Origin of the sequence: Solirubrobacter pauli, from assembly GCF_003633755.1 — a bacterium.
Classification (GTDB): domain Bacteria; phylum Actinomycetota; class Thermoleophilia; order Solirubrobacterales; family Solirubrobacteraceae; genus Solirubrobacter; species Solirubrobacter pauli.
The window spans coordinates 691388-709299 of sequence record NZ_RBIL01000002.1; the positions used below are offsets into that span (position 1 = coordinate 691388).

Annotated in this window: 16 protein-coding genes; 10 read left to right on the top strand and 6 right to left on the bottom strand. The window is 73.0% G+C overall.

From position 1 onward, the window contains the following. Positions 1-34 precede the first annotated feature (34 nt). Complete coding sequence (locus tag C8N24_RS23145; protein WP_121254589.1) at positions 35-868, top strand: aldo/keto reductase; 834 nt, start codon at positions 35-37, stop codon at positions 866-868. On the opposite strand, the gene C8N24_RS23150 is transcribed toward C8N24_RS23145, so the two are convergent. Beyond that, positions 832-1701 (bottom strand): cytochrome c oxidase assembly protein, encoded by an 870-nt coding sequence (locus C8N24_RS23150; RefSeq protein ID WP_170179345.1) that lies wholly within the window; start codon positions 1699-1701, stop codon positions 832-834. The two genes, C8N24_RS23145 and C8N24_RS23150, sit on opposite strands and share 37 nt — an antisense overlap. A 22-nt stretch (positions 1702-1723) precedes the next feature. Here C8N24_RS23150 and C8N24_RS23155 point away from each other — a divergent pair, with 22 nt between their 5' ends. After that, positions 1724-2842, top strand: a complete 1119-nt coding sequence (locus tag C8N24_RS23155; protein ID WP_121254593.1) for a 5-methyltetrahydropteroyltriglutamate--homocysteine S-methyltransferase — start codon at positions 1724-1726, stop codon at positions 2840-2842. Positions 2843-2847: 5 nt separating this feature from the next. Continuing rightward, the gene (locus C8N24_RS23160) at positions 2848-4170 is read left to right on the top strand and encodes a sensor histidine kinase (RefSeq protein WP_170179346.1); all 1323 of its coding nucleotides are present in this window, start codon (positions 2848-2850) and stop codon (positions 4168-4170) included. On the opposite strand, the gene kdpB is transcribed toward C8N24_RS23160, so the two are convergent. From kdpB to kdpA, 3 genes are read right to left on the bottom strand one after another with little or no spacing between them, the layout of a single operon-like run. Beyond that, on the bottom strand, positions 4157-6208 hold the full coding sequence (gene kdpB / locus C8N24_RS23165) for a potassium-transporting ATPase subunit KdpB (RefSeq protein WP_121254598.1): 2052 nt from the start codon (positions 6206-6208) through the stop codon (positions 4157-4159). The genes C8N24_RS23160 and kdpB overlap by 14 nt on opposite strands. Continuing rightward, positions 6205-6681: a potassium-transporting ATPase subunit C gene (locus C8N24_RS23170; RefSeq protein ID WP_121254600.1), complete on the bottom strand. Its 477-nt coding sequence runs from the start codon at positions 6679-6681 to the stop codon at positions 6205-6207. Before C8N24_RS23170 ends, kdpB begins: the two co-directional genes overlap by 4 nt. Further along, the gene (gene kdpA / locus C8N24_RS23175; protein ID WP_121254602.1) at positions 6681-8210 is read right to left on the bottom strand and encodes a potassium-transporting ATPase subunit KdpA; all 1530 of its coding nucleotides are present in this window, start codon (positions 8208-8210) and stop codon (positions 6681-6683) included. The genes C8N24_RS23170 and kdpA overlap by 1 nt, the downstream gene beginning before the upstream one ends. A gap of 214 nt (positions 8211-8424) precedes the next feature. Here kdpA and C8N24_RS23180 point away from each other — a divergent pair, with 214 nt between their 5' ends. Beyond that, positions 8425-8892 (top strand): hypothetical protein, encoded by a 468-nt coding sequence (locus C8N24_RS23180; protein ID WP_121254604.1) that lies wholly within the window; start codon positions 8425-8427, stop codon positions 8890-8892. Here the strand turns inward: C8N24_RS23180 and C8N24_RS23185 are convergent. Next, on the bottom strand, positions 8889-9557 hold the full coding sequence (locus C8N24_RS23185) for a response regulator transcription factor (RefSeq protein WP_121254606.1): 669 nt from the start codon (positions 9555-9557) through the stop codon (positions 8889-8891). The genes C8N24_RS23180 and C8N24_RS23185 overlap by 4 nt on opposite strands. A gap of 19 nt (positions 9558-9576) precedes the next feature. Between C8N24_RS23185 and C8N24_RS23190 the strand changes: the two genes are divergently transcribed. Together C8N24_RS23190 and C8N24_RS23195 are read left to right on the top strand one after the other, a co-directional pair. After that, positions 9577-10626, top strand: a complete 1050-nt coding sequence (locus C8N24_RS23190) for a histidine kinase (RefSeq protein ID WP_245971958.1) — start codon at positions 9577-9579, stop codon at positions 10624-10626. A gap of 22 nt (positions 10627-10648) precedes the next feature. Continuing rightward, a complete protein-coding gene (locus C8N24_RS23195; protein ID WP_121254610.1) occupies positions 10649-11239 on the top strand; it encodes an NADPH-dependent FMN reductase in 591 nt (196 codons plus the stop codon). Here C8N24_RS23195 and C8N24_RS34765 read toward each other — a convergent pair. Continuing rightward, entirely contained in the window at positions 11146-12276 is a 1131-nt protein-coding gene (locus C8N24_RS34765) for an FUSC family protein (RefSeq protein WP_121254612.1), read from the bottom strand. The genes C8N24_RS23195 and C8N24_RS34765 overlap by 94 nt on opposite strands. A gap of 46 nt (positions 12277-12322) precedes the next feature. On the opposite strand from C8N24_RS34765, the gene C8N24_RS23205 reads away from it, so the two are divergent. The 4 genes from C8N24_RS23205 to C8N24_RS23220 all read left to right on the top strand — a co-directional run bounded on the left by C8N24_RS23205 (position 12323) and on the right by C8N24_RS23220 (position 17908). Beyond that, positions 12323-13027 carry an amidohydrolase family protein gene (locus C8N24_RS23205; RefSeq protein ID WP_211340117.1) on the top strand — a complete coding sequence of 235 codons (705 nt, stop codon included), beginning with the start codon at positions 12323-12325 and terminating at the stop codon, positions 13025-13027. 70 nt (positions 13028-13097) lie between these two features. After that, on the top strand, positions 13098-15212 hold the full coding sequence (locus C8N24_RS23210; RefSeq protein WP_121254614.1) for a methyl-accepting chemotaxis protein: 2115 nt from the start codon (positions 13098-13100) through the stop codon (positions 15210-15212). A 9-nt stretch (positions 15213-15221) separates the two neighbouring features. Beyond that, positions 15222-15650, top strand: a complete 429-nt coding sequence (locus C8N24_RS23215; RefSeq protein ID WP_121254616.1) for a GNAT family N-acetyltransferase — start codon at positions 15222-15224, stop codon at positions 15648-15650. Then, the gene (locus C8N24_RS23220; protein ID WP_121254618.1) at positions 15647-17908 is read left to right on the top strand and encodes a xanthine dehydrogenase family protein molybdopterin-binding subunit; all 2262 of its coding nucleotides are present in this window, start codon (positions 15647-15649) and stop codon (positions 17906-17908) included. Before C8N24_RS23215 ends, C8N24_RS23220 begins: the two co-directional genes overlap by 4 nt. Positions 17909-17912 lie beyond the last annotated feature (4 nt).

The following is a 17912-nucleotide window of genomic DNA, read 5'->3' on the forward strand; positions in this document are numbered from 1 at the left end:
CACCCAGTATGGCGCGGACGCTAGGTTCCGACGCATGGCTCGCCTCGGACTCGGAACCGCCGCCCTCGGGCGTCCCGGCTATCTCAACCTCGGCCACGGCGCGGAGCTCGGCGAGGACCGGAGCGTGGCCGCCCTGCGCGCCCGCACGCACGAGGTGCTCGACTTCGCCTACGAGGCCGGGATCCGGGACTTCGACACCGCTCGGTCGTACGGTCGCGGCGAGGAGTTCCTGGGGGAGTGGCTGCGGTCGCGCAGCCCCGAGGGGGTGACGATCTCCTCCAAGTGGGGCTACGTCTACACCGCCGGCTGGGAGGTGGCTGCAGACCCGCCGGAGGTCAAGCACCACGACGTCGAGACGTTCAAGCGCCAGCTCGAGGAGACACGCGCGAACCTCGGCGACTGGCTGGACCTCTACCAGATCCACTCGGCCACGCGGGAGAGCGGCGTGCTGACCAACGACGCCGTGCTGTCGGCCATGGTCGAGTCGGGCGTCCCGCTCGGGCTCTCCGTCTCCGGCACGAGCCAGGCGGAGACGATCGACGCCGCCGCGAAGCTCGGGATCTTCACCGCCGTCCAGGCCACCTGGAACCTGCACGAGCGCGCCGCGGGTGACGCGCTGGCCCGCTCCGGGCTGAAGGTGATCGTCAAGGAAGGCCTCGCGAACGGGCGCCTGGCGGCGCGCGACGCGCAGGCGCTGGCCGTCGCGCTCGCCCAGCCGTGGGCGGACGTGGTCCTGTCGGGCGCGGCGTCGATCGAGGTGCTGCGGTCGAACCTGCGAGCCCTGGAGACCGAGCCGGTCGACGAGCCCGGCCTGGCCGAGGACAGCGACGCCTACTGGGCGCTGCGCTCCTCGCTCGCCTGGAACTGAATCCGCTCGCGCAAGGCGTCGCCGCGGCCGGCCGACACGGCGCGGGCGATCCGCTCCGGCGTCATCTCGACGCCCTCGCGCGCCGCGAGCTCGGCGAGCTCCTGGCGTTCCTCGCTCTCGCGCGCGGCCTTCAGGAACAGCCAGCCGAACAGCAGGATCGTCACGATCGACCCCTCGATCATCATGATCGCGCCCGCCGCCGACTGGTCGTTGGCGGCGGTGATGCCCCACTCGGCCTGGCCGCGCGCGTACTGCGGGTACAGCACGCCGCTGGACCAGAACAGCGCGTTGGCGAGCACGCTCTGGATCAGGCGGATGGCGACGATGTAGCCGATCTTCCAGCCGTTGCCGAACCACGCGGGCTTCGGGAGCGGCCCGAGCAGCGCCATCCACATGGCGATGCCGAAGCTCACGAACAGCATGTGCTGGAGCGCGTGGACGGTGTCGTTGGCCACCGCGCCCTGGTACAGCACGGGGAGGTGCCAGACGTAGAAGTTCGCCGTCCACGCGACGAGGGCGACCACCGGGTGGCCGAATATCCGCAGCCACGGGATCGCGCGCAGCAGCGGGGCGAGCACCGGGCCGGTCAGGCCGAGCACGATCAGCAGCGCGCCGAGGTCGGCGATCAGCAGGTGCTCGAGCATGTGCGCCCAGAACAGCTCCTCCGACAGGCTCGCGAGCGGCGAGGAGAGCGTGAGCGCCATCAGCACCAGGCCGCCGTAGAAGCACCACTGGCGCCACCCGGGCGTGTTGACCACCCGGTTGCGCTGCCAGTAGAGGAAGCCGAAGACCAGCATCGGCAGCAGTTGCAGTGGTGCGAGCTCGATCCCCATCCGACCGATACCGTTGCACGCCATGTCCAGCCGTGAGACGCCGCCCTACCGCGCCGACCACGTCGGCAGCCTGCTCCGCCCGCCTGAGCTGCTTCAGGCGCGCGAGGACTTCAGCAACGGCAAGATCGACGCCGACGAGCTGCGCGGGGTGGAGGACGCCGCCATCCGCGACGCGGTGAAGCTCCAGGAGGACGTGGGGTTGAGGTCCGCCACGGACGGCGAGTTCCGCCGCGCGACGTGGCACATGGACTTCATCTACTCGCTCGGCGGCGTGCAGAAGACGCCGGGCCAGCTGAAGGTCAAGTTCCACAACGCGGACGGCGACATCGAGTGGACGCCCGCCGCGATGCACGTGGACTCGAAGATCACGCTCGAGAAGCCGATCTTCGCCGACCACTTCGAGTTCCTGCAGTCGGCGGTGACCAGCGCGACGCCGAAGCTCACGATCCCGTCGCCGAGCATGGTCCACTACCGCGGCGGCCGCGCGGCGATCGAGGAGTCCGTCTACCCGGACATGGACCAGTTCTGGTCCGACCTCACCGCCGCCTACGCGGACGAGGTGCGCGCGCTCCACGACCTCGGCTGCCGCTACCTGCAGTTCGACGACACGAGCCTCGCCTACCTCAACGACCCCAACCAGCGCGCCGAGATGGCGGCCAAGGGCGACGACGCCGAGCACCTGCACGAGGCCTATATCCGGCACATCAACGAGGCGCTGGCCGGCCGCCCGGAGGACATGGCGATCACGACGCACATGTGCCGCGGGAACTTCCGCTCGAGCTGGGTGGCCGAGGGCGGCTACGACTTCGTCGCCGAGGCCCTGTTCAACGAGCTCGACGTCGACGGCTTCTTCATGGAGTGGGACGACGCGCGCTCGGGCGGCTTCGAGCCGCTGCGCTTCCTGCCCAAGGGCAAGGTGGTCGTGCTCGGCCTGGTGACCACCAAGTCCGGCGAGCTGGAGACCAAGGACCTGCTCAAACGCCGGATCGAGGAGGCGACGCGGTACGTCGACCTCGACCAGCTGTGCATCTCGCCGCAGTGCGGCTTCTCCTCGACGGTCGAGGGCAACGCGCTCACCGTCGAGCAGGAGGTCGACAAGCTCCGGCTCGTCGTCGAGACGGCCGACGAGGTCTGGGGATAACGACAGTGTTCCGGCGTCGCCCGCCGCTCCTGCTCGGGGTCGCGGCGGCGGCGCTCGGCGTGGCTCTGACCACGCTGGTGCTGTTCGCGCTGCGCGACGTGGCGCCCGTCGTCTCGCTCGGCGTCGTGTACCTCATCGCGGTGCTGGTGATCGCGTCGGTGTGGGGCGCGTGGCTCGGCCTCGCCACGGCGGTCGCGAGCGCGCTCGCGTTCAACTTCTTCCACATCCCGCCGACCGGGCGCTTCACGATCACCGGCGGCGAGAACTGGGTCGCGTTGATCGTGTTCTTCGGCGCGGCCGTGCTCGCGTCATCGCTGACCGAGCTGGCGCGGCGGCGGACGGTCGAGGCCGAGGAGCGCCGCCAGGAGGCCGACCTGAGCGCCGAGATGGCGCGGCTGCTGCTGCGCGGCGGGCGGCTGGAGGAGGCGCTGCCGGCCGTGGCCGAGCGGCTCGCGCGGGCGCTGAGCGCCCCGAGCGCGTCGATCGTCGCCCGCGCCGAGCCCGGCGGGACGTTCCCGCTCCGTGAGGGCCCGCGCCAGATCGGCACGCTCACCGTCGACGCTCCCGAGCCGGTGCTGCGGCGCATCCAGGTGCGGATCGTCCCCGCGCTGGAAGCGCTGCTGGCCGCCGCGCTCGAGCGCGACGCGCTGATGGCGGATGCGGTGGAGACGGCGGCGCTGCGCCGGTCGGACGTGATCAAGACCGCGCTGCTGCGCTCGGTCAGCCACGACCTGCGCTCACCGCTGACGGCGATCCTGACGAGCGCCGAGGCGCTCAAGCTCGCGCCGGAGGAGCGGGTCGAGCTGGCCGAGGCGATCACCGAGGAGGCCACGCGCCTCAGCCGGCTGATCGACAACCTGCTCGACCTGTCGCGGCTGGAGGCGGGCGCCGCCGAGGCCCGCCCCGAGTGGTCGTCGATCGAGGAGGTGCTCGGCGCCGCGATCGAGGACGTCCCCGGCGGCGACTTCAAGCTCACCCTCGACGACGACCTCCCGCCCGTCAAGGCGGACGCCGCCCAGCTCGAGCGGGCGTTCGCGAACCTGCTGGAGAACGCCCAGCGCCACTCCGGCGGCCACCCGGTCTCCGTCCGCGCCCGGGACGTGGGCGGCCGCATCCTGGTCCGGGTCGTCGACCGCGGACCAGGCGTGCCGAAAGCGCATCAGGAGCGGATCTTCGAGCCCTTCTACCGCTCGGGCTCGCGCGGCTCCGGCCTCGGCCTGGCGATCGTGCGCGGCTTCGTCGAGGCCAACGGGGGCCGCGTCTGGGTCGAGTCGCTGCCCGACCAGGCGACGTCGTTCGTGGTCGAGCTGCCGGTCACGCACCCATGAGGTTGTGGACGACCAGGTCGATCAGCTTGATGCCGGCGAACGGGGCGACGAGCCCGCCGAGGCCGTAGATCAGCAGGTTCCGGCGCAGCAGCGCGGTGGCGCCGACCGCCTTGTACTTGACGCCGCGCAGGGCGATCGGGACGAGCAGCGGGATGATCACCGCGTTGAAGGCGATCGCGCTGATGATCGCCGACTGCGGGGTTCCGAGGTCCATCAGGTTCAGCCGCGCGAGCGGCCCCTCGCTCTCGCCCGCCGCCGCGTAGGTGGAGACGAAGATCGCGGGCAGGATCGCGAAGTACTTGGCGATGTCGTTGGCGATGCTGAACGTCGTCAGCGCGCCGCGGGTGATCAGCAGCTGCTTGCCGACCTCGACGATCTCGATCAGCTTCGTCGGGTTGGAGTCCAGGTCGACCATGTTCCCGGCCTCGCGCGCGGCCTGGGTGCCGGTGTTCATCGTCACGCCGACGTCCGCCTGGGCGAGCGCGGGCGCGTCGTTGGTGCCGTCGCCGGTCATGGCCACGAGCCGGCCGTGCGCCTGCTCGTCCTGGATCAGCTGCAGCTTGCGCTCCGGCGTGGCCTCCGCCAGGAAGTCGTCGACGCCCGCCTCCTCGGCGATCTTGGCCGCGGTCAGCTGGTTGTCGCCGGTGACCATGATCGTGCGGATGCCCATCGCGCGCAGCTGCTCGAAGCGGGCGCGCATGCCCTCCTTCACCGTGTCCTTGAGGTGGATCACGCCGAGCACCTGCGCGTCACGGGCCACGGCCAGCGGCGTCCCGCCGTCACGGGCGATGCGGTCGAGCGTCGGCTGCAGCTCGTGCGGCGCCTGGCCGCCCTCGCCCTCGACGAAGCGGATGATCGCCTCGCCGGCGCCCTTGCGCAGCCGCGAGCCGTCGTGGTCGATGCCGCTCATGCGCGTCTGGGCGGTGAACGGGACGAACTCGTGCCGGCCCAGGTCGCGCTCGCGGAGGCCATAGCGCTTGGCCAGCACGACGATGCTGCGGCCCTCCGGGGTCTCGTCGGCGAGCGACGCGAGCTGCGCCGCCTCCGCCAGCTCGACCTCCTCGACGCCCGGCATCGGCACGAACTCGGCCGCCTGCCGGTTGCCGAGCGTGATCGTGCCGGTCTTGTCGAGCAGGAGCACGTCGACGTCACCGCTGGCCTCGACCGCCCGGCCGCTGAGCGCGAGCACGTTCCGGCGTACGAGCCGGTCCATCCCCGCGATGCCGATGGCCGACAGCAGCGCGCCGATCGTCGTCGGGATCAGCGCCACCAGCAGCGCGATCAGCGTCGTCACCGAGACGCCGGTGCCGGCGAAGTCCGCGAACGGCCGCAGCGCGACCACGACGGCCAGGAACACGAGCGTGAGACCGCTGAGCAGGATGTTGAGCGCGATCTCGTTCGGCGTCTTGCGCCGCTCGGCGCCCTCGACGAGGTTGATCATCCGGTCCAGGAACGACTTGCCGGGCTCCTGCGTGATCTCGACCACGATCCGGTCCGACAGCACGCGCGTGCCGCCCGTCACCGCCGACCGGTCACCGCCGGACTCGCGGATCACCGGCGCGGACTCGCCCGTGATCGCCGACTCGTCCACGGAGGCGATGCCGTCGATCACGGTGCCGTCCCCGGGGATCACCTCGCCGGCCTCGACCACGACGACGTCCCCACGGGTCAGCTCGCTCGCGGCCACCTCGCGGCCGTCCGCGAGCCGCGCGGTGGTGGTGGTCCGCATCGCCCGCAGCGACGCGGCCTGGGCACGGCCGCGCCCTTCGGCGAGCGCCTCCGCGAGGTTCGCGAAGAGCACGGTCAGCCACAGCCAGACCGCGATCGTGACGGTGAACCAGCGCGGGTCGCCCTCGCCGCCGGCGACGGCGGCGACCGTGGTCACGACCGCGCCGACCTCGACGACGAACATGACCGGGTTGCGCAGCTGCACACGTGGGTCGAGCTTCTTGACCGCCTCGAGCACGACGGCGGGGGAGACCCGCGCCGCGCGGCGCTGCCGCGGCGGGGTCACGGGAGGAGTGGCGACGGCGGTCATCGGTCAAGCGCCTCGTTGAGCTCGGTGGTGTTGACGTTCCCGCCGTCGCCGACCAGCGCGAGCACACGCGCGGCCGGGACGTCGCGGACGCGCGCGATCCGGCGCGCCTGGATGACGGCGTTCGCGTGCGAGATGTCCGGGTCGACGCCGGACGCCGAGTTGGTGACGGCGTCCATCGGCGGCTCGGCGCCGTTCATGCGCCGGTAGGCCGCCACCTGGTCGCGGTAGAAGTACGCGGCCGTGGACGAGTTGGGGCCGCGGTTCGCGAACGCGGTCGCGTCGGCGCTGTAGCCCGTCTGCGACGGGCGCGGCTGGAAGTACCGCGGATCGCCGACATGGGCCTTGGAGGCGAGGACGACCGCGCGCGTGGGGAGCACCTGCACGAGCCCCGTGATCACGAGCGGATACACGAGTCCCAGCAGCGCGGTGGACGCCAGCACGGCGACGAGGGAGGAGATCAGGATGCGCTTCATCAGAAGAGTTGGGTGGTCAAGCCCTGGACCACGGGTCCGAGGAGCAGGGCGGGGAGGAAGGTGAGGGCGCCGACGATCACGACCGTGCCGGTGATGAGCACGGCGAACGTGGGCGTGTCGGTGCGCATGGTCCCGAGGCCGGCGGGCGCGACCCGCTTGGTGGCGAGCGCGCCGGCCACGGCGAGCGTGAGCACGATCGGCGCGAAGCGGCCGACGAGCATCACGAGGCCACCGAGCAGGTCGGCGAACGTCAGCCCGGTGTAGCCGGCGAAGGCCGAGCCGTTGTTGTTGGCCTGCGAGAGGTAGGCGTAGAGCGACTCGGAGAAGCCCTGCGGGCCCGCGGCGAAGATCGACGCCTGCCCGTGGTCGGTGGCGGTGGCGATGCCGGTCGCGACGAGCACGAGCAGCGGCGTGACGAGCAGCGAGGCGACGATCAGCTTGATCTCGCGCGCCTCGAGCTTCTTGCCCAGGTACTCGGGCGTGCGCCCGACCATCAGCCCGCCGATGAAGACGGCGAGCAGGACGTAGAAGAGCATCGTGTACAGGCCGGTGCCGACGCCGCCGAAGACGGACTCGCCGTAGGCCATGTTCGCCATCGGCACGAGGCCGCCGATGCCGGTCAGCGACTCGAGCGCGGCGTTCACCGCGCCGGTCGAGGTGGCGGTCGTGACCACGCTCCAGAGCGCGGAGCCGGCGGTGCCGAAGCGCAGCTCCTTGCCCTCGAGGTTCGCGCCGGTGAGGCCCGCCGCCTGCTGGGCGGGCGTCGCGTGCGACTCGGCCAGGGCGATCACCACGACGCTCACCGCGAACAGCGCGAACATCACGCCGAAGATCGTCCAGCCCTGGCGCTGGGAGCCGACCATGCGGCCGTACGTGTAGGTGAGCGACGCCGGGATGGCGAGCATCGCCAGCATCTCGAGGACGTTGGTGAACCCGTTCGGGTTCTCGAACGGCATCGCCGAGTTCACGTTGAAGAACCCGCCGCCGTTCGTGCCGAGGACCTTGATGATCTCTTGCGAGGCGACCGGGAAGTCGAGCGACTGCAGGACGCCCTGCGAGGCGAGCACGAGCGCGCCGACGACGCTGATCGGCAGCAGCACGCGCAGCACGGCCCGGGTCAGGTCCTCGAAGAAGTTGCCCAGCGGCCGGCCCGCGATCCCGCGGATCAGCACGACCGCCACGATGAGCCCGACGGCGGCGCTGACGAAGTTCTGCACCGCCAGCCCGACCATCTGGATGAATCCCGTGAGCGTGGTCTCGCCCGCGTAGTACTGCCAGTTCGTGTTGGTCACGAACGAGGAGCTGGTGTTGAACGCCAGGTCCCACGGCATCCGTGCCCGCAGCACCCCGTACAGGAGCAGCCACGAGAGCAGCGAGAACGTGACCACGCTGGCCGCGTACTGCTTCCAGGTCTGCGGGCGGCGCGCCTCGTACGTGAAGACGCGCGCCAGGTAGCCGCCCAGCAGCGGCACGAGCGCCACCAGCACGGCGCAGAAGACGATGATCTGGGCCCAACCCGCGGCGGTCATATCCGGTCCACCAGCGCGATCAGGCCGTAGAGCGCGAGGAAGGCCAGCAGGGCCAGCGCGACGGCGACGAAATCCATGGCTCGCAGCGTGGATCCGGCCCGATCAAGGACCCATACAGGTTCGCGGCCGCCGCGTACAGATTCCGTAAAGGCGCGTGGTCGAGGGACCTGCGCGCCGCGAGCGGCTCCTTCAGGGTCGCGTAGGGTTCGCGTCGATGGATGACGCCGAGTTCGAGACCTGGGGCCGCGCGGCCGTCGACCGCGCGGCCGAGCTGCTGGCCGCGGAGATCCCCGGCGCGCAGCTGACCAAGACCGCCCGCCGGTCACGCAACGGGCGCGGGTACATCCAGCGCTACGTGACGTTCAAGCACCCGACGCTGCCGGCCGACCGCGCGGTGTGGCTGTACGCGGCGCCCGCCGGGCACGCCTACGACTTCCGGCCCCCGCACGCCCGGCTGGGCGCCGGGCTGCTCCAGGACAAGGACGAGGAGCTGGACTCCAACCGGTTCGCGTCCGGCATGACCAAGGCGTTCCCGTGGGCGTGGAAGATCCACCTCGAGACCAAGTACGAGGGGTACCGGCTCTCCGTGAAGGTCGACCCGGACGCCGACGCGCCCGAGGACCGCGCCGCCGAGCTGGCCGCCGAGGTGCTGCGCGGGCTGCGCAACGCGGAGCTGCTCTAAGCGGCGAACCGGTAGCCGACGCCGGGGTCGGTGTGGATGTAGCGCGCGCCGATCTTGCGCCGCAGGTTGGACATGTGCACGCGCAGCACCTGCACGTCGTCGGCGTACTCCGGCCCCCACACCTCGACCAGCAGCGTGCGGTGGGTGAGCAGCCGCCCGCGACGGGAGGCCATCGCCGCGAGCAGGTTGAACTCGATCGGGGTGAGGTGGACACCGGTGCCGTCGACCGCGACGGTGTGCGCGGCCAGATCCAGGCGCAGCCCGTCGGCCTCGATCACCGGCTCGGCGGTGCCGGGCGCGGCGCGGCGCAGCGCCGCCTCCAGGCGGGCGACCAGCTCACGCGGGCCGAACGGCTTGGTCACGTAGTCGTCGGCGCCGGCGGCGAGCGCGCGGACCTTCTCGTCCTCCTCGCCGACCGCGCTCAGCACGATGATCGGGATCTGCGTCCAGGCGCGCAGCTCGCGCGTGACCTCGACGCCGTCGCGGTCGGGCAGGACGAGGTCGATGATCGCGGCCCGCGGCGGCTTCAGGGCGGCCTGGTCGAGCGCCTCCTCGGCCGTGGAAGCTGCTGTCACCTCGAAGCCCGCCTCGCGCAGGATGATGCGCAGGGCGCGCAGGATCTGGGGCTCGTCGTCGACGACGAGCACGCGCGGGCGGTCGTTCATGCCAGGCTCCAGCCTACGGATGGCGGGCCACTACAAGATCTTCCTGGGCATGGCGGCGGGGGTCGGCAAGACCCACCGGATGCTGTCGGAGGCCCAGGCGCAGGCGCAGGCCGGGCGTGACGTCGTCGTCGGGCTGCTGGAGACGCACAACCGGGCGGACACGCAGGCCATGGCCGAAGGGCTCGAGCTGCTCCCGCGCCGGCGCGTGGCCTACCGCGACGTGCGGTTGGAGGAGATGGACCTGCCGGGGATCCTCGCTCGCGCGCCGGAGCTGTGCCTGATCGACGAGCTCGCGCACACCAACGCGCCCGGCGTCGAGCATCCGAAGCGCTACGACGACATCGCCGACGTGCGCGCCGCGGGCATCGACGTGTACTCCACCGTCAACGTCCAGCACCTGGAGTCGCTCAACGACCAGGTGGCGGAGCTCACGGGCGTGCGCGTGCGCGAGACCGTCCCCGACGAGGAGCTGGCCAAGGCCGACGAGGTGGTGCTGATCGACCTGCCACCCGAGGACCTGGTGGCGCGGCTGCGCGACGGCAAGGTCTACGACGCCGCGCGCGTGCCGGCCGCGCTGAATGGCTTCTTCCGCGTCGAGAACCTGCGCGCGCTGCGCGAGGTGGCGCTGCGCCAGGTCGCGGAGACGGTGGAGGCTCGGCGCGTCGACGCGCCGCCGATCGCCGAGCGGCTGCTGGCGTTCGTGAGCCTGGACGAGGCGGGGGAGCGGGTCGTGCGGCGGGCCGCCCGGTCGGCGGCGCGGCTGGGCGGCGTGCTCGACGTGCTGGTGGTGCGCGACCCGGAGTCGGAGGCGACCGCCGAGGAGCGCGCCCGGCTGGAGGCACTGCGGCGGCTGGCGGCGATGGTCGGCGCGCACCTGCTCGTGGACGAGGGTGCCGACCAGGTCGCGGTGCTCCAGCGCGTCGCCCGCGAGCGCGGGACGACCTACGTGCTCGTCGGCCCGCCGCCCGCCCGCCGCGGCCTGGCCCGCCTCGGCGAGCCCCAGGTGCTGCAGATCCTGCGCGCGCTCCCGAACGTCGACGTGCGGATCGTGGCGCGTCGCGACGCGTGACGGTGGGCAAGCTCAGGGGCATATGTCGCGACTGCAAGTGATCCTCGCCAGCACTCGTCCGGGTCGGGTCGGGCTGCCGGTCTTCAACTGGTTCGTCGAGCGCGCCGAGCGCCACAGCGCCTTCGAGGCGGTCGACGGCGTCGACCTCGCGGAGCTCGGCCTCCCGTTCATGGACGAGCCCAACCATCCCCGGCTGCGCCGCTACGAGCACCAGCACACGAAGGACTGGAGCGCCCGCGTCGAGGCGGCGGACGCGTTCGTCTTCGTCACGCCCGAGTACAACCACAGCTACAGCGCGCCGCTCAAGAACGCGATCGACTTCCTGCACAACGAGTGGGCCTACAAGCCGGTCGGGTTCGCGAGCTACGGCGGGATCGCGGCCGGCACGCGCGCGTTGCAGGCGCTCAAGCCCGTGGTCGCCGCGCTGCGGATGACGCCGGTCGTCGAGGCCGTGAACATCCCGTTCGTCGGGCAGTTCATCGACGAGGACGAGCAGTTCCGCCCGAACGACGTCCTCGATCAGGCGGCGGAGGCGATGCTGTCCGAGCTGTCGCGCGTCGAGTCGGCCCTGCGGCCGCTGCGGACACCCGCGAGCGCGACGACCTCGGCCTGAGGCTCGAGGCCGAGGAGGATCTCCTCGGTCGGCAGCTCGTCCGGCGCGCCGACGACCAGCTCGGCGGCGCGCATCAGGTCCACGGCCGTCGAGCGGACGCTCTCGCCGAGCGCGTCGGTGCCGGCGTTCGCGGCGGCGCGCGCGGCGTGCTCGCGGGCGAGCGCCGCGCGGGCGGGCTCGTCGTAGGCGGCGGCCAGGTCCCAGACCGCGCGCGCGAGGTCGGTCACGGACGCGGCGGCGCCGACGGGCGCGGTGCCCGAGCGCAGCGCCCGGTGCGCGTGGCGTGCGAGCACGCGCGTGTTGCGCACGGCGAGGTCCAGCTGCTCGAGCGAGCGCCCGTAGCGCTCCACCGGTTCGCGCTCGGCGAAGCGCGTCGGCGCGGTGCGGACGGTCTCGCGGCCCATCTCCAGGGCGTCGTCGAGCGCGTCCAGCAGGCCGTCGATCGAGCGGGCCTGCGTGAGCGCAGCCTCGGCCTTGTCGGCGTCGTCGGCGGCGAGCGCGGTGGCGACCCGCTCCAGCGACTGCCCGAGCGCGGCCATGACCGCCTGGCCCGCACGGCCGACGTGCAGGATCGCCTTCGGCGGGAACACGACCACCACGGCCAGCGCCACGAGGCCGCCGATGACCGCCTCGAGGATGCGGTTGGGCGCGTTCGTGCCGCCGATCATCAGCAGCAGCATCGCCGAGACGGCGGACTCGCCGATGACCAGGTCCGAGCCGTTGAACAGGACGGCGACCGACATCGCCACGACCACGAGCATCGCCAGTTGCCACGGCCCGGTGCCGATCAGGTGCACGAGCACCGCCGACAGGGTGAGGCCGAGCACGACGCCGGCGATCAGGTGCAGCGCGCGCTGGCCATGCTGGCCGTGCGTGGCGCCGATGGCGATCACGGTCGCGATGCACGCGAAGACGGGCTGGGGGTCCGGGAGCAGCCACGCGCACAGGTACCACGCGGCCAGCGCGGCGAGCGCGGTCTGGCCGATCGCGAGGGAGCGCGAGGCGAGGCGACGGTGGGCGAGACGGAGGGCAGTCATACGAACTACTCACGTTGTATCTCGGCAGCGTGCGAGGCTTCCTCAAGTGCGCGTCATCGACACACATCTTCACATCGTCGACCCGCGCTTCCCGCTCGTCCCGAACCAGGGCTACCTGCCGGATCCGTTCACGGTCGACGACTACCGGGCGCGCTTCGACGCCGCCGGCGGCGCGGTCGTCTCCGGCTCCTTCCAGGCCCATGACCAGACCTACCTGGTGGATGCGCTCGCGCGGCTCGGGCCCACGTTCGTCGGCGTGGCGCAGGTGCCGCCCACGATCGCCGACGACGAGGTGCTGGCGTTGCGGGACGCGGGCGTGCGGGCGTTCCGCGCGAACCTGCACCGCGGGACGGCGCCGGACGGCCTCCCGCAGCTGGCCGCGCGGCTGCACGCGCTGGCGGGCTGGCACCTGGAGGTCTACGGGGATCCGCGGACGCTGCCGTCCGGCCTCGACCCGGCGCGGCTGGTGATCGACCACCTGGGCATGACCGCGGACGCGCTGCCCGAGCTCCTGCGGCTGGTGGAGCGGGGCGCGCGGGTGAAGGCGACGCGCTTCGGGGCGCTGGCGCTGGACGTCGCCGCGACCATGCGCGCGATCGTCGCCGTGAACCCGGGCGCGCTGCTGTTCGGCACCGACCTGCCCGGCACGCGCGCGCCGCGCCCGTTCGCGATGGACGACCTCGAGCTGGTGTTGCAGATCGGCGGGGAACGCGCGATCTTCACGAACGCGCAGGAAACCTATCGCCTGTGATCGGGGTCACTCAAACGTATGACGGATAGGTCGAACCGACAGAGGGATGCCCCTCCGGACCCGTCTTCTCGTGCAGATCCTCCCACTCGTCGCGCTCGCGGTCGCCGCGCTCACCGTGACCGCGATCGTCGTCGCCGGCCGGCACCAGAAGGACGCCGTCTACGGCGAGATGCAGCAGCTGATCGACCGGCAGGCGCAGGTCTTCGAGACGCAGGCCGCCGCCGGCATGACCACCGCCCGCGACCTCGCGGCGACGCTCGAGGGCGATCCGCGGCACGACCGCGCGGCCAGCGGCAAGATCGTCACGCGGATGGCCGAGCGCCATCCCGAGCTGTACGCGACGTGGGTGGCGTTCGCGCCCGACGCCTACGACGGGCGGGACCGCGCGTTCGCCGGCGTCGAGCCGCACAGCGACGTGCGCGGCCAGTTCGCGCTCTGGGCCAACCGGCCCGGGGGCGACGTCGTGCCGAGCGCGTTCACCGACACGGACGCGGACTCGCCGTGGACGGACGAGGACTACTACAAGGTGCCGCTCACGGAGGACCGCGAGTTCATCCCGGAGCCCTACCTCGACACGGGCGTGATGATGACCAGCTACACCGTGCCGATCCGCCGCGCGGGCAAGCCGATCGGCGTCGCCGGCGTGGACGTCACGCTCGCGTCGCTGGACGCGCAGACGCGCGCGGTCAGGGTGCTCGACAGCGGCTATGCGTTCGTGACCGCGAAGTCGGGCCTGCTGGTGTCGTTCCCGGCGCGCAAGGGCTGGGCGGGCAAGAAGACGCTGAAGGTGGCCGCGGGGGAGGCGAAGGATCCGGCGAGCGGCCGTGACGTCGTCGTCTTCACCGCGCCGATCAAGACCGGAGGCTGGACGTTCGCCGCGGTCGCGCCCAAGGACGAGATCCTCGCGTCGATCCACGCGCTGCGCACCACGCTCGCGCTGATCGGCCTGGCCGCGCTGCTCGTCATCGGCGGTGCGTTGGTGCTCGTCGCGCGCCGGATCGCCCAGCCGGTGCGCGAGGTCGCCGAGGCGGCGGAGCGCGTCGCCGCCGGCGAGCTCGACGTCGTCACCGCCCGCGGCGACGACGAGGTGGGCCGCATGGGCGCCGCCTTCACGTCGATGGCGGGGTCGCTGCGTCAGCAGGCCGAGGTGGCGAGCGCGATCGCTCGTGGCGACCTCACCCGCGCCGTCGAGCCGCGCTCCGAGCGCGACACGCTCGGCCTGGCCCTGCGCGACATGGGCGAGCGGCTGCGCGCGATGGTCGGCGAGCTCTCGGGCGCCGCGGGCACGCTGAGCGCGGCCTCGGGCCAGCTCGCGACGACCTCCACCGAGGCGGGGCGCGCCGTGGACGAGATCGCCGAGGCGGTCACCGACGTCGCCGCCGGCGCTGAGCGCCAGGTGCGCGTGGTCGAGGCGGTCCGCCGGTCCGGTGAGGACGTCAGCGAGGCGGCCCGCACGGGCGCCGCCCACGCCGAGGGCACCGTCCTGGCGGCGGCGCGAGCGCGTGGCGTGGCCGAGTCCGGCGCCGAGGCGGCGGCCGACGCGAGCGCGGCGATGGACGCGGTCCGCGCGGCCGTCGAGGAGGCGACGAGCGCGATCCGCGACCTCGGCGCCCGCTCCGAGCGGATCGGCGGCATCGCCGCGACGATCACCGGCATCGCCGAGCAGACGAACCTGCTGGCGCTCAACGCCGCCATCGAGGCCGCGCGCGCGGGCGAGTCCGGCAAGGGCTTCGCGGTCGTCGCCGACGAGGTCCGCGGCCTGGCCGAGGAGGCGCAGACCGCCGCCGGCGGCGTCGCGGCCATCATCGCCGAGATCCAGGCCGAGACCACCCGCACGAGCGCGCTCGTCGAGGAGGGCGCACGGCGCTCGGACGACGGCGTGGCGATCGTGCGCGAGGCGGCGGGCGCGTTCGCCGCGATCCGCGAGGGGATCGGCGACGTCGACCGCCAGGCCGAGCAGATCGCCGCCGCGATCGCGTCCGTCGAGCGCTCCGCCGCGACGATGGGCAGGGACCTGTCCGAGGTCGCCTCGGTCGCCGAGTCCTCGTCGGCCTCGACGCAGGAGGTCTCCGCGTCCGCGCAGCAGACGAGCGCGTCGGCGCAGGAGATCGCCGCCGCGGCGCACGACCTGGCCCGCCAGGCCGAGCGCCTCGACGAGCTCGTGGGGCAGTTCACGCTTGCGTAACCTCGCGGCATGGTCCGCGAGATCCAACCGGGTGAGTCCCACATCGCCGCCGCCGCGCTCATCGAGCTGCGCACGCACTTCGAGAGCGTGGAGGCGCTCACGGCCCGCATCGACCTGCAGCGTGCCAACGGCTACCGGATCGCCGCGTCGCTCAACGGTGACGAGGCGGCCGCGGTGGCCGGGTTCCGCGTGCTGGAGACGACGTTCGCCGGGCGGATGCTCTACGTCGACGACCTCGTCGCCCTCCCGCGGTACCGTCGCCGCGGGCACGCCGACGCCGTGATGACGTGGGTGCTGGAGGAGGCCGGACGGCTCGGCTGCGACCAGCTGCACCTGGACTCGGGCGTCGGGCTCGACCGTGAGGACGCGCACCGGTTCTACTTCAACCACGGGATGCGGATCGCGTCGTACCACTTCTCCCGCGCGGTGCAGCGGTGATCGGCACCGCGCGGCGCCGGCGCGACGGCGACGCGAAGGTGCGCGGCGCGACGCGCTACGTCGGGGACATGCCGGCGCACGGCCTGCTGCACGCGCGGCCGGTGCTGGCGGCGGACGCGCATGCGCGCCTGCTGGCCATCGACACGGACGCGGCGCTGGCCGTCCCGGGCGTCGTCGCGGTGCTCACGCACGCCGACCTGCCGCTGGCCGGCGGCTCCGGTCGCGCCGCCGAGCCGCTCGCGCGCGAGGAGATCGTCTGGGCGGGCCAGCCCGTCGCGCTCGTGGTCGCCGAGACCGAGGCCGCCGCGGGGGACGCCGCGGCGCTCGTCGACGTGGACACCGAGTGGCTCGAGCCGGTGCTCGACCTCGAGGCCGCGCTCGCCGACGGCGCCCCGGCCGCCCGTCTGACCGAGCGGGCGGGGGAGGACGAGAGCGCCGCGAGCGCGCACGGCGGCAGCGAGGGCGGGACCGAGGCGGCGGGCGGTGGCTCGCCCAACGTCGCGACCCGCCAGCGGCTCCAGCGCGGCGACGTGGACGCCGGGCTCGCCGCGGCCGACCATGTCGTGCGCGGGCGCTTTCGGACGAGCTGGGTCCATCAGGCCTACCTGGAGCCGCAGTCGACGCTCGCCTGGGTCGACCCCGACGGCACGCTCGTCGTGCACTCGAGCACGCAGGGCGCGTTCATGGTGCGGCAGGGGCTGGCGAGCACGTTCGGGCTGCCGATGGAGCGGGTCCGCGTGCAGGCCGCGCCGCTCGGGGGCGCGTTCGGCGGCAAGCTGATGATCGCCGAGCCGCTGGCGGCCGCGGCGGCGCTCACGCTCCGGCGCCCGGTGCGGATCGTGTTCAGCCGCACGGAGGAGTTCGCGGCGGGCAACCCGGCGCCCGGGCAGCTGATCGACCTCGAGCTCGGCGCCATGCGCGACGGCGCGCTGGCCGCGATCCGGGGGCGGGTGGTCGGCGATCGGGGCGGGCTCGGCGACATGGGTGTCGAGGCGTTGAGCACGTTGCTCGCGGCCGGTCCGTACCGCTGGCCCGCGCACGACCTGACCGCGGTCGGCGTGACGACCAACCGCGTCAGCCCCGGCGCGTACCGGGCGCCCGGCGCGCCGCCCGCGGCCTTCGCGGTCGAGACGCTCCTCGACGAGCTCGCGCAGGCGCTGGACCTCGACCCGATCGCGCTGCGCCTGAAGAACGTGCTGGTGGCCGGCGACCGTGGGCTCGACGGCCAGGAGATCAAGGTCATCGGCGCGCGCGAGTGCCTCGCGCGTCTCGAAAAGCATCCGCTGTACGTCAAGCGGGACGAGCTACCGGAGGGTGAGGGCGTCGGACTGGCGCTCGGCTTCTGGCCGGGGGGTCTGGAGCCCGCAGCCGCGATCTGCAAGCTCGACGCCGACGGCCGGCTCACCGTCGTCACCGCCGCCGCCGACATGAGCGGCATCGAGAACGCGTTCATCGCGATCGCGGCCGCGGCGTTCGGGCTACCCGAGGAGCGCGTCCGCGTCACCACCGGCGACACCGGCTCGGCGCCCTACGGCGGCGTCGCCGGCGGCAGCAAGGTCACGTACACGTACGGGCGCGCGGTCGAGCGCGCGGCCGAACAGGCACGCGAGCGGCTGCTCGACGTCGCCGCGTCCGAGCTGGAGATCGCGCCCGAGGACCTCGAGGTGGCCGACGGCGAGGTACGCCCGGTCGGCACGCCCGGCCGTGCGATCGCGATCGCCGACCTCGCGGCCAAGGTCTACACGTTCGGCGGCCGGCACCGCCCGATCGAGGGCTACGGATCGACCGCGCAGGTCAGCCGCGCTCCCGGCGCCGCCGCGCACCTCAGCCACGTCCGGGTGGACCGCGAGACCGGCGAGATCCGCTTGCTCGCGCACGTGATCGCGCAGGACGTCGGCAAGGCGCTGAACCCGGCGCTCGTCGAAGGCCAGATGCACGGCGGCACGGCGCAGGGCATCGGCTGGGCGCTGCTCGAGGAGCTCGGGCACACCGACGAGGGCCAGTTGCAAGGCGCCACGTTCGCCGAGTACGCGGTCCCGAGCACCGACCAGGTGCCGGAGATCGAGGCGCTGCTCGTGGAGGTGCCGGCGCCCGACGGCCCGTTCGGCGCCAAGGGCGTGGGGGAGCCACCGGTGTGCGCCGTGCCCGCCGCGATCGCCAACGCCGTCGCGGCCGCGGCGGAGATCCGGCCTGGCGTGTTGCCGATGACTTCCGCGCGGGTATGGGCGCTACTCCAGAATGCTCCGGTTGTTAGATAGTCCC

What these genes read in the sequence shown, in the direction of transcription:
- C8N24_RS23150 (WP_170179345.1), bottom strand. Translation starts at nt 1,701, where the DNA reads ATGGGGATCGAGCTCGCACCACTGCAACTGCTGCCGATGCTGGTCTTC.
- C8N24_RS34765 (WP_121254612.1), bottom strand. Translation starts at nt 12,276, where the DNA reads ATGACTGCCCTCCGTCTCGCCCACCGTCGCCTCGCCTCGCGCTCCCTC.
- kdpB (WP_121254598.1), bottom strand. Translation starts at nt 6,208, where the DNA reads ATGACCGCCGTCGCCACTCCTCCCGTGACCCCGCCGCGGCAGCGCCGC.
- C8N24_RS23170 (WP_121254600.1), bottom strand. Translation starts at nt 6,681, where the DNA reads ATGAAGCGCATCCTGATCTCCTCCCTCGTCGCCGTGCTGGCGTCCACC.
- C8N24_RS23145 (WP_121254589.1), top strand. Translation starts at nt 35, where the DNA reads ATGGCTCGCCTCGGACTCGGAACCGCCGCCCTCGGGCGTCCCGGCTAT.
- C8N24_RS23185 (WP_121254606.1), bottom strand. Translation starts at nt 9,557, where the DNA reads ATGAACGACCGCCCGCGCGTGCTCGTCGTCGACGACGAGCCCCAGATC.
- C8N24_RS23215 (WP_121254616.1), top strand. Translation starts at nt 15,222, where the DNA reads ATGGTCCGCGAGATCCAACCGGGTGAGTCCCACATCGCCGCCGCCGCG.
- C8N24_RS23155 (WP_121254593.1), top strand. Translation starts at nt 1,724, where the DNA reads ATGTCCAGCCGTGAGACGCCGCCCTACCGCGCCGACCACGTCGGCAGC.
- C8N24_RS23195 (WP_121254610.1), top strand. Translation starts at nt 10,649, where the DNA reads ATGTCGCGACTGCAAGTGATCCTCGCCAGCACTCGTCCGGGTCGGGTC.
- kdpA (WP_121254602.1), bottom strand. Translation starts at nt 8,210, where the DNA reads ATGACCGCCGCGGGTTGGGCCCAGATCATCGTCTTCTGCGCCGTGCTG.
- C8N24_RS23190 (WP_245971958.1), top strand. Translation starts at nt 9,577, where the DNA reads ATGGCGGGCCACTACAAGATCTTCCTGGGCATGGCGGCGGGGGTCGGC.
- C8N24_RS23180 (WP_121254604.1), top strand. Translation starts at nt 8,425, where the DNA reads ATGGATGACGCCGAGTTCGAGACCTGGGGCCGCGCGGCCGTCGACCGC.